This is a genomic window from Arthrobacter sp. HY1533, assembly GCF_027568515.1.
Classification (GTDB): Bacteria; Actinomycetota; Actinomycetes; order Actinomycetales; family Micrococcaceae; genus Specibacter.
Genome location: NZ_JANKZF010000003.1, coordinates 105,463 through 115,914, shown reverse-complemented (window position 1 = coordinate 115,914; position 10,452 = coordinate 105,463). Strand labels below are relative to the sequence as shown.

At 66.2% G+C, this 10,452-nt stretch carries 10 protein-coding genes; 3 read left to right on the top strand and 7 right to left on the bottom strand.

The window, feature by feature from the left end:
• Window positions 1–34 precede the first annotated feature (34 nt).
• The 4 genes from PCK14_RS03825 to PCK14_RS03810 form a co-directional block, all read right to left on the bottom strand.
• Window positions 35–2,644 carry a helix-turn-helix transcriptional regulator gene (locus PCK14_RS03825; RefSeq protein ID WP_269937142.1) on the bottom strand — a complete coding sequence of 870 codons (2,610 nt, stop codon included), beginning with the start codon at window positions 2,642–2,644 and terminating at the stop codon, window positions 35–37.
• A gap of 250 nt (window positions 2,645–2,894) precedes the next feature.
• The gene (locus PCK14_RS03820) at window positions 2,895–3,596 is read right to left on the bottom strand and encodes a hypothetical protein (protein ID WP_269937141.1); all 702 of its coding nucleotides are present in this window, start codon (window positions 3,594–3,596) and stop codon (window positions 2,895–2,897) included.
• On the bottom strand, window positions 3,593–4,327 hold the full coding sequence (locus tag PCK14_RS03815; RefSeq protein ID WP_269937140.1) for a hypothetical protein: 735 nt from the start codon (window positions 4,325–4,327) through the stop codon (window positions 3,593–3,595). Before PCK14_RS03815 ends, PCK14_RS03820 begins: the two co-directional genes overlap by 4 nt.
• Window positions 4,328–4,372: 45 nt before the next feature.
• Window positions 4,373–4,765: a hypothetical protein gene (locus PCK14_RS03810; protein WP_269937139.1), complete on the bottom strand. Its 393-nt coding sequence runs from the start codon at window positions 4,763–4,765 to the stop codon at window positions 4,373–4,375.
• Between the two features lie 281 nt (window positions 4,766–5,046).
• Between PCK14_RS03810 and PCK14_RS03805 the strand changes: the two genes are divergently transcribed.
• The 3 genes from PCK14_RS03805 to PCK14_RS03795 all read left to right on the top strand — a co-directional run bounded on the left by PCK14_RS03805 (window position 5,047) and on the right by PCK14_RS03795 (window position 7,513).
• Window positions 5,047–5,346, top strand: a complete 300-nt coding sequence (locus PCK14_RS03805; RefSeq protein WP_269937138.1) for a DUF4193 domain-containing protein — start codon at window positions 5,047–5,049, stop codon at window positions 5,344–5,346.
• A gap of 71 nt (window positions 5,347–5,417) precedes the next feature.
• Complete coding sequence (locus PCK14_RS03800) at window positions 5,418–7,085, top strand: AMP-binding protein (RefSeq protein ID WP_269937137.1); 1,668 nt, start codon at window positions 5,418–5,420, stop codon at window positions 7,083–7,085.
• A gap of 8 nt (window positions 7,086–7,093) precedes the next feature.
• Window positions 7,094–7,513 (top strand): YrdB family protein, encoded by a 420-nt coding sequence (locus PCK14_RS03795; protein ID WP_269937136.1) that lies wholly within the window; start codon window positions 7,094–7,096, stop codon window positions 7,511–7,513.
• Window positions 7,514–7,529: 16 nt separating this feature from the next.
• Here PCK14_RS03795 and PCK14_RS03790 read toward each other — a convergent pair whose 3' ends face one another.
• The 3 genes from PCK14_RS03790 to PCK14_RS03780 form a co-directional block, all read right to left on the bottom strand.
• Window positions 7,530–8,282 carry a metal-dependent transcriptional regulator gene (locus tag PCK14_RS03790; protein ID WP_269937135.1) on the bottom strand — a complete coding sequence of 251 codons (753 nt, stop codon included), beginning with the start codon at window positions 8,280–8,282 and terminating at the stop codon, window positions 7,530–7,532.
• A 42-nt stretch (window positions 8,283–8,324) separates the two neighbouring features.
• Complete coding sequence (locus PCK14_RS03785; protein ID WP_269937134.1) at window positions 8,325–9,575, bottom strand: Nramp family divalent metal transporter; 1,251 nt, start codon at window positions 9,573–9,575, stop codon at window positions 8,325–8,327.
• A 93-nt stretch (window positions 9,576–9,668) separates the two neighbouring features.
• Window positions 9,669–10,439 (bottom strand): class I SAM-dependent methyltransferase, encoded by a 771-nt coding sequence (locus tag PCK14_RS03780; protein ID WP_269937133.1) that lies wholly within the window; start codon window positions 10,437–10,439, stop codon window positions 9,669–9,671.
• Window positions 10,440–10,452: the final 13 nt, after the last annotated feature.

Genomic DNA, 10,452 nt, shown 5'->3' with positions numbered 1-10,452 from the left:
CGAGAGGCGGGCGCCTCGCGCGAGTGCCGGCCGCTCAGTCGAGCAGGTGCTCCCGGTGCGCCACGAGGAGCGCCTCCTCCCGGCTGGCCGCGCCCAGTTTCCGGTACAGCGTGCGCAGCTGGGACTTGATGGTGTTGAGACTGACGAAATGGATGCGGGCAATCGCCGCACGGTCGCCCGTCGTGGCGAGGGTCGCCAGGATCGACGCTTCGCGGGCGGTCAACGTGACCATTGACAGTGACGCCGGGATGAGTGCCGTTGCGGGTTCCGGTGGACCTGGGACACCCAGCTGGCTCCATGCCGAGGTCAGGCATTCCAAAGGCTTGGCCGGCAACATGGCCAGCGGCCAGCTGTTTCCCAGCGCAGCAGCGATGCCCGAGATTCTTTCGATGTCGGCACGCAGTGTGGGTGGTGCCTGCAAGTGCAGCCGGGCGGCCGTCAGCAGCACCAGGGCGTCAAGGGACTGCACGGCGGTGGGACGGTGCAGTGGTGCGCCCAACAATCCCACCACCTCCTCGGAGCGGTCCATCGACAGGCTCAGGCGGGCCTGGGCCAACTTGGCAGACGTTCCCCTGCCGCCGCCGTTTTTGCCCAGCAGGGCGGCAGCGGCGGAGGCGTTGCCGCTGGCCAGCAGCAGATCGGACTGCACTGCCCCGAGGACGGCGGCATCCAAGGGGTTCAATGCCGGCAGTTCCTTCCTGTTGGCCAGGGCCAGCTCCAACCGCCCCGAGGCAATGCCCGCGTGGCCACGCAGCAAGTCAATCTGTGCCTCAATGACCCTCAACCTGCCCCAAAACTCGCTGGTCGTGGCCTCCGAAAGGACCTTCCCGAGGTGGCCGGCGGCCGTCTCGGGGGCCAATCTGCCCAGCTCGACCATGGCAAGGGCCGCGTAAAGGGGTGTCTGGTGGTACAGCTCAAGGGTGAGGGCATCTGGCATGCACGCCTGCGCGGATGAGGCGTACTCGGCCGCGAGGTGAAGGTCGCCGTCAATGGCGTAGCGGTAGGCCAGCAGGGATGTCGCAAAGAACACTGATTGCTCCGACCCCGCAGCTCCGCCGGCAGCGCCACCGGCAGCCACTGCGCGGTGCAGGGCCTTGGTAGCCGCAGCAAAGTCGCCCGCGAAGATCAGCGACAAGCCCCAATGGGCCAGCGCGATGGATTCCAGGAGTGGCAGCTGGTCCCTGTCGGCCAGCGCGAGCTCGGTGTGGTCTTTCAGGCACGACCGGGACATCGCGGCCGCCTGCTTGAACTGGCCCGTCAATCTCAGTGCGACGGTCTGGGCCAGGTTGAGTGCCAGGCGCTCCTCAGGGGGAAGAGTCCGGCCAGGGACGCTGGAAGAGGCCAGCACCAAGTCAAAGTACTCCAAACCTGTCAAGCGGGTCCTGCTGTCCACGGTATGGATCAGGCCCAGGGCCAGTGCCAACAAGGGATGCTTGACGATCTGTACGTGGGGGACGGACTTGAGGGCCTTGGCGAACTCGGCATTGGCCTCAAACAACAACTGGAGGCCGGAACGGACAATCAAGCTTGAGGCCATCTTGTAGTTTCCGGAGGCAATCGCGTAGCTGAAGGCAGGCAGGTACTCTTCCCTGGCTGATTCAGCCTCCGCCGCCGCCAACAATGATTCGGTCCGGCGGGCGGAAATTTCCCCCGCCAGAACGGTGTCCAGGGACTGCCGGATGATCTCCGGATAGCCGTGGACGACAGTCCCATGCGCATCCCGGGACCACAGGAAGCCCATCTCCTGCAGCTGGCGCACCATGGCTTCTGCGTCACGGCCGGGTGCCACAATCCGGGCAAGGTCAAGGTCGAAATGCTGCAGGGAAACTGTGGCTGCCACAAACCCTGCCATGCTGTCATCCAGCCATTCCGAGCTCGTGGCGGAGAATTCCCTGCCCAATGACGCGGCAACCTTGAGGGCAATGTCCTCGACGAGACTCACGTTCTGCCTCCGCGGCTGCGCTGAAGCCCGCCTGGCCGAGCCGTGCAGAGCAGGCGAACCATGGAGCCGCTCGTTGAGCGGAGCGCTGACTGGAGCCAGCGTGCTGCCTGCATGGAAGGCCGCTGCCTCCGCTGCATCAAAGCGCAGGCTCTCCGGTCCCACGACGCACAAGTCAACGCCCGAGGTGGCCTGCAGGCCTTCTACGACCAGGGCAGACCGGGCTGCCAGGACGATGCCCAGCCCCGGGGCATGGTCGAGCAGCCGCAACAGCCCCGCCTCAACATCCGGGCACTGAACCCAGTGGAAGTTCTCGATGACAAGCGTGAAGGGTGGCACGCCGTGGATCATGGCAGCAATGGCGTGTGATGGGGGCGGGCCCGCGCGGGGAAATTCCTGCAGGGGCGGGGCGGTGCCGAAGGCGGCGGCACAGGCACCCTGGAACTGGTGCCAAAATTGCGCCACGGACCCGGTATCCTCCGTCAGGTGAAGCCACACCAACGTGCGGTCCGTGGCCGCTGCCCATTGCCGCAGGGCCGTTGACTTGCCACTGTTTCGGGGTCCGCGCAGGATGCACAAGGCAGCCGCCGCGCCCGCTTCCAGAAGGTCAGTCAGGCGGGGACGGGAAAGAACTAAGTGGTTGCCGGGCAACCGGGGCGCGCGGCCCGCGAGGGCTCCGTCATAGTCGTATTCGGCCAAACTCATGCGACCCGCAAGTCCCTTCCCCCGGTACTTCATTGCGTGGAGCCACAACCACATCAGTGTATGTCAACTGCAACAGCTCGTGTTCCGGGGGGTTAAATAATTGGGTGGTGGCCTGGTCGCTAGACCGGGCCACCACCCACCCCCAAAGTTATGTGCATTGTGATTTGGCAAACCATGTTCACACATTCATTATTATGCCAGAGACTAATGGATTTGTGTACATCGAGTTCCGGGCTGCCCTGGATTGTTGCTAGCTGCGCGGCTTGGGGGGCACCGGCCTGCGCATGAACGACACCCAAACCAGCGCCAGTCCGGCCGCCACGAAGATGATTGAAGCGAAGGCCACACGTGTCTCAATGGCCCCGTCTTCCAGCAGCTGCAGTGGCATGGTGGCGCAGACCATGGCAAAGCCAATGCACATCAACAGTGCTGCGGCCCGGTCCAGCGGGGGCCGGTTGGAGAAGGCTGCCTTCGCCGTGGGAATGACCACCACGGCTGCGGCGTAGGCCATGTAGGCCTGTCCGAACCATTTGTAGGCCTCAATGGAGGGCTGGTCGGCAAGGCTGGCCATCCCCGTGCTGGAGCCGTCCACATCCGAGAGGAAGTAGCTGATCCAAATGCCCAGGGAGCAGGCAATGAGTATGGCCAGCCCCACGGGTCCCTTGATAAGCCTTCTGGCCAGCGGTGAGTTGTAGGCGGCGGCAACCCTGGAGGCCAGCAGGTAGAAGACGGCAAACAGGCTCAGGCGCAGGAACACATTTGTCAGGTTGCGCCCGCCAAGAAGACCGTCCAGCGGCATGTAGATGGCATGGATGCTCAGGGCGACGCAGATGGAGATAAAGGCAAAGGTCCAAAACATGCCGCGGTTGCGGCGCTGTGCCAGGGCCGGAATGCGCCAGGCCGTGCACCCCAGGCAAACTGCCAAGGCGACCCACTGAAGTGTCAATGTCATCCCAGGTTCTCCCAAATGCTCTGTGCTGCCGCCGTGTCGTCTTCATTGCGCCGCAAAACCTTGCCCAGTGCGTCCAGGCGCTGGGCGGCCAGCAGCACCAGGGCGCTGTTGGAGGTTGACTTCAGCGCGGCCGACCGGGAATCCGGTTCCCAGCCCGCCTCCTCGGGGCTGAGGAACCCGGTGGAGACCAGGCCGTTGGCCAGGCCCACCCCGGCGATGCGGGCGCTTTCAACGGCCAGCTCGGCCGTGAGCCTGTTGGCGCTGATCTGGGCTGAAAGGTTTTGCGGTGCGATGGCGACCCGCCGGGCCACTTGCTGCCTCAGGTCGGAGGCGTCGATGGCGTCCAGCCAGTCCCGCACGGAAAACCTGTGCGGCACGGGGGATAGCCTGATGGTCTCCGCGGCGGCGGCCGTTTCGACTGCGACGTTGCGGTTGAGGATTTCCTGGAGCAGGTCCGCGTAGGAAATCTGGCTGATCAACTCGGCGTTGGTGGGTGGCTTCATGCCGGAGGACAGGTCGCTGAACTTGGGGAAAACCGTCAGGGTGCCCACGACGGGCAGGTCCAGCGATCGGCTCACGGCGGCCACCGTTGCCACGGAGACGCGGCCGCGCACGAGCTGCTGGGCCAGGGTGGAGCGCTTGATGCCCGCTGCGCGGCACACAGCGGCTTGGCTGGTGTTGCCGGCAACGGCGCCAAGCCATTGCTGAAAGAGTTTTGCCGGGACCGTCACGCCGAGAAGTCTACGCGAGGAAGCCGGGAGCGCCCCGAGGGCGGCTCAGGGGTCCTGGGAGTCGACGATGCCACGGAAACGCGAGCCCACGCCGTCGTACTCGCTGCGGCGCCAGCCGGGGGCTGCATCAGGCAGCTCGGAGTTCCCGTGGAAATCGCAGATCACAAAGCTGAACTCGGGCCACCACTTCTTGGGCCGTGCCACTTCATGGAAGTCGCACAGGTAGCAGCGCAACTCAACCCACACGGGCCGCTTGCCGGTGGAGTTGGCACGGGACTGGGCCAGCCAGGCTGGCGGGTTCGCGTCAATGGCGGCCACCTCCTCGGCGGCCATGCGCGAGGGGATGCCGTTCCGCGCAGCCATTTCCGGCGGGATGTTCAGGGCCTGGGCCACTTGCCGGCGGTTGAGCGTCGGGCGGGAGGAAGAGTTGTTTGCCATGTTGGATCAAGTTTAGTTTGCCGGGGCCGCCGTGGCACGCCCGGGGACCCCGCGATGGTGGCCGGCGGAGCGTATTTGGGGGTGAGAATCCCCACAATTCCGGCGATGGCGTCGGGTCGCGATGCGAAAATTCGTGACAATACACCACAATTTGGGCACCATCACCTATGCTGTGGGAAAACATTGGGAATTTAACGGCACAAATCCTGCTTTCTAGGGCTAGGATGGGGCGCTGAAAGACCCAGCCACAACCACCAGCACTTCAGGAGTTTGAAAACCGAATGGCAACGGATTACGACGCACCCCGCAACAAGGACGAAGACCACGAGACAGAGTCACTTCAGGCTCTTCAGGTCCAGCGCGGCGGTGCACAGACGGCGCACATCGACGTCGAAGATTCAGACACGGCAGAAGGCACGGACCTGCCCGGTGCAGACCTCTCCAACGAGGAACTCATCATCCAGGTCATCCCGGCCCAGGAGGACGAATTCACGTGTTCGTCCTGCTTCCTGGTCCGCCACCGCAGCCAGGTTGCGCGTGAAAAGAACGGACTGCTCTTCTGCAAGGACTGTGAAGGCTAAACAGTCCTGACCCAAGGCGGTGCGCAGCTGCGTGCCGCCGGCCAGGGCGCGACCCACCACAGGAGCCGACCATGACCTCACGAGTGCAGGAGCTGCTGGACACCTTTGCGGTGCCCGGTGCGAACGCGGCCGAGCTGTTGTGCGACCGGCGCCCGGCGGGCAACACTGCTTTTACCGTCGTCGACGCCCATCTGGGCCACGTCGACATCAGCTACGGCGAACTGCGGGAGAAATCCACGCGGTTCGCCGCCGCGCTCAGCTCCCTGGGGGTGGGGCGCGGGGACCACGTGGCCACGCTCATGGGCAAGTCCGCGGAACTGGTCATAGCCCTTTTGGGCATCTGGCGCCTGGGTGCCGTGGATGTTCCCCTGTTCACCGCCTTCGCCCACGACGCGATCGACTTCCGCCTGCAGGCCAGCGGCGCCCGCCTGGCCATCTGCGACGCCGGACAGCGCAGCAAGCTTGTCCCCCCGGGCGAGGTCCCCTCCGACGCCTCCCTGCCCATCGTCGTGGCCAGGGGAGAAGCCTTCGGCTATGACCACTCAATGGCAGAGATGGTGGCCGGAACCGGTCCGTTTTCACTTGTGGCGGACCCCAATGACAAGCCCGACGGCGTCCCCGTCGCCGTGGGCGGCGGAGGTGCACTCGTGCAGCTCTTCACCTCTGGCACCACCGGCACCCCCAAGGGCGTCCCCATTCCGCTGGGCGCAGTGGCCTCCTTTGTGGGCTACCAGGAATTTGGCCTGGACGTGCAGGACGGCGACGTCTTCTGGAACATGGCCGATCCCGGCTGGGCCTACGGACTCTACTTCGGCATCATCGCCCCCATGGCCGCCGGGCACCGCTCCCTTCTGCTGACCGCCGGCTTTGATGCCGGCCTGACATGGTCAGTCATGGACAAGTTTGCGGTCAGCAACTTCGCCGCCGCCCCCACCGTGTACCGCTCATTGCGGGCAGGCTCGGCCGCCGGCAGCGCCCATGCCCTGCGCCGCGCCTCCAGCGCCGGGGAGCCGCTGACCCCGGACGTCATTGACTGGGGCAGGGAAGCCTTTGGGATTGAGGTCCGGGACCACTACGGACAAACCGAACTGGGCATGGTGGCCGGCAACGCCTGGGCGGATGGGCTGCGCGAACCGCTGCGGCCCGGCTCCATGGGCCGGCCGCTGCCCGGCTGGCAGGTGGATGTGCTGGCAGCGGACAGCGACGCCCCGGCCGCCGCCGGTGAAGCGGGGCGGGTGGCTGTCAATGTCCCCGGCAGCCCATTCATGTGGTTCACCGGCTACGTGGGCAATGCGGAAAAGACCGCCGAGCGCCAGTCCGCCGACGGGCAGTGGTACATCACTGGGGATTCGGGGCGCCGCGACGCCGACGGCTGCATTTACTTCTCCTCGCGGGATGACGACGTCATCATCATGGCCGGTTACCGGATTGGCCCCTTTGACGTGGAATCCGTGCTGGCCAGGCACCCGGCCGTGGCCGAATCCGCCGTGATCGGCACACCCGATGCGATCCGTGGCGAGGTTCTTGAGGCCTTTGTTGTCCTCGATGACCCGGCGGAGGCCTCCGATGCGCTGGCTGCGGAACTGCAGCAGCTCGTGAAGGAAAAATTTGCCGCCCATGCGTACCCGCGCAGGATCCACTTTGTGGCGGAACTGCCCAAAACGCCCAGTGGCAAGGTGCAGCGCTACGTGCTGCGCCGCCGGCGCGCCGACATGGACCAGCAGGAGCAGGGGACGTAAGGAAAATCTTGGACAAGCAGACAACCCGGCAGCCCGGTGTCGACACGGCACAGCGCGCCGAATCCCGGGAACGCGCCAGGGCACAGGTCCGGGCTGGGGCCGGGCTGGGGCTGGCCAACGCGCTCGTGGGGTTCGCGCTGGAGGTGGCCATGCTCTCGGCCTTCGTCTTCTGGGGGTTCACACAGGCCCCGCCCTGGAACATGCTGCTGGGCATTGGCATCCCGGCCGTGGCAGTGGTGCTGTGGGGCGTCTTCCTGGCGCCGCGCAGCGAACGCCGCTTGGGGGCAGGTGCGGTCCGCTGGGTGTCGCTGGGCGCCTTCCTGGCCGGATCGGCGGCCCTGTTTGCCGCCGGGGCACCTGTCCTGGGCGCCCTGATGGCGGTGTTCGCCGTGGCGAACCTGGCCGTCTCCCGGCACCTGGCCCGCTGAACGGGCAGTGGCCGCCCTAGTGCGCGGTGTGCGGGCTCATGAGCGAGCCCCCGGTGAGCTCCTGCACGGAGCATCCCGGATGCGTTTGCGTGGAAGCCAGCCACAGCGATGCCGCAACCTCTTCGCCCAGGGTCTGGGGACCGGCGTCGGGCGTGGAACCGGCAAGGAGCACCTGCAGCCCTGCGCCAAAGCGGGGCCGGCCCACCACCGTCAGTTCAGTGTCGAGGCCTATATGCAGTGATTCAAGATGGCGCAGCAATTCGGGGTCGTGGTCGCTGATGCGCGAGATGCGGCCCGTGTGGCCCGCATCGAGCTCGTCCAGCCGGTGCGAGGGCGCCATGGTGATGCGGCCGTGCGGGTCCGGGATGGGGTCGCCGTGCGGGTCGCGGACGGGATGGCCCAGCTTGGCGCTCATGCGCTCAATAAAGTGCTCGGAAACGGCGTGCTCAAGCTGCTCGGCCTCGTCGTGGACCTCGTCCCAAGTGTAGCCCAGCTCCCGGACCAGGTACGTCTCCAGGAGCCTGTGCCGCCGGACCATGGCCAGTGCGAGCGTGAGGCCCTTGGGGGTCAGGTGGATGGGGCTGTAGGGCTGGTGGTCAACCAGGCCCTGGTCCTTGAGCTTGCGCACCATCTCGGACACCGAGGAGTTCGCCACGCCAAGCCTGGCGGCCAGGGCGGAGGAGGTGATGGGCTTGTCCTGCCACTCCGTGTACGCATAGATGACCTTGACATAGTCTTCGATGCTGGAGGAGGTGGCTGTCTGTTTCACGTCCCCCAGCCTACCCGCTGCCGCCGGCGGATTGCCGCCGGATCAGGCCTGGCCCGTAAACGTCAGCCACAGCAGCACGGCGTTCAGGGACACAATGAGCACCACGCTGACCAGTGCGGCCAGGCGGAGGGGCAGGCCGTCGCGGTGCACGCCCATGATGTCTTTGCTGGCCGTCAGGCGAAGGAGCGGGATGAGGGCAAAGGGAATGCCGAAGCTGAGCACAATTTGGCTCACGATCAGCGCCCAGGTGGGGTCCACTCCGGCCGACAGCAAGATGACGGCGGGGATCAGGCTGACCATGCGCCGGGCCTGCAGCGGAATGCGGACCTTGAGCAGCCCGTGCATGATGGTGGCGCCGGCATAGGCGCCAACCGAGGTGGAGGCCAGGCCCGAGGCCAGCAGGCCCACGGCAAACACGACGCCGATCACGGGCCCCAGGTTGTCCACGATTGCCGCATGGGCACCCTCGATGCTGTCGGTTCCGGCAATCCCGCCGAGGGTCGAGGCAGCAAGGAGCAGCATGCCGATGTTGACGGCGCCGGCCAGGATCAGGGCAAGGACCACGTCCACCCGGGTGGCCTTGATGATCTGGCGCAGGCGCGCCGGGGTGCTGCGTGAGTCCGGGTGCCTGTCCTTGGCTAGTTGGGAATGCAGGTAAATGGCGTGCGGCATGACAGTTGCCCCCAGCATGCCGGCGGCGAGCATGACGCTTCCGGCGCCGTCAAAGCGCGGGACGAGACCGCCCGCCACGCCCGCGGGGTCGGGCGGGCTCAGCACCAGGCCGGCGAGGAAGCCGATCGTGATGATCACGAGCAGGAAGATGATGACCGATTCAAAGGGGCGCTGGCCGTGCCGGTTTTGCACGCTCAGCAGGACCATGGAGGCGATGCCCACAATGAGCCCGCCCACGGGAAGGGGGATCCGGAACAGCAGGTTCAGGGCAATCGCGCCGCCCACCACCTCGGCCAGGTCGGTGGCCATGGCCACGAGCTCGGCCTGCAGCCAGTAGAGGCGGCGGCTGCGGGTGCCGAAGCGCTGGCCCAGGTGCTCCGGGAGGGACTTGCCCGTGACCACACCCAGTTTGGCGGACTGGTACTGCACCAGCATGGCCATGACATTGGCCGCGACCAGGACCCACACCAGAAGGTAGCCGTAGCTGGCGCCGGAGGTGAGGTTGGCGGCCACATTGCCGGGATCCACATAGGCAATGGCCGCAACAAAGGCCGGTCCCAGCAGCAGGAGCAGTCCACCGCGTGGGCGGCGCAGCCGTGTTTCCTTGGCGGTGTCGAGCACAATTCCATCCTTCGTCAGACCTAATTCAAATATTTAGGCATACCGAAACTATAGGGGGTGTGATGGGCCGCTGTCGAGTGTGGGGGCTGTTTGTTACAGCTTCCGGGCCCGCCAGCTCTGCGCCACGTAGGGCAGTTCCAATTCCTGCCCCGGGGCAAGGCCCAGGTGCTCGAAGAAGTACCAGGCCAGGTTCGCCATGACCTTGGCTCTGGTGTGCCCGGAGGCCTTGAGGTAGTAGCTGCGGGACTTGGCCAGTTCCATGATGCCCTCGGGAGTCATGGTCTGGGACCAGCGGCTGTCGTGCGGCTGCGCAACGGAGAACTCCGGGCCCACCGCGGGGCGGAAGTCGGGCTTGTGCACGTCACCGGCGTGCATGATCCGGGCCAGCCGGTGCACCCAGGGGATGCCGACGTCGAGCTGGTTCCAGACGAGACCCAGTGTTCCGCCGGGGCGCAGCACGCGCGCAATCTCGGTGCTGGCGGCCAGGGGATCGCACCAGTGCCAGGCCTGGGCCACCACAGCGAGGTCCATGGAGGCGCTGGCCAATTCGAGGCGCTCGGCGGTGCCCACCATGGTGCGCGCCTCCGGCAGGCTGGCGGCGAGCTGGGCGAGCATGTCCGCTGAAGGGTCGACGGCGGTGATGCTCCAGCCTTGCTGTGCCAAAAGCTGGGTGTACTTGCCCGTTCCGGCCCCTACGTCCAGCACGTCCCGGACGGGGGCAGGGGCGCCGGCCAGCAGCCAGTCCAGCGAATCGGCGGGGTAGCCCGGACGGACCCGGTGGTAGTGGTCCCCGCCTTCGAGGAAGGCCGCGGCCATGTGCCTGCGCCGCTCGGCGTCGAAGACCGGTCCGCCGGTGCCTGTCATGTACGCTCCTTGG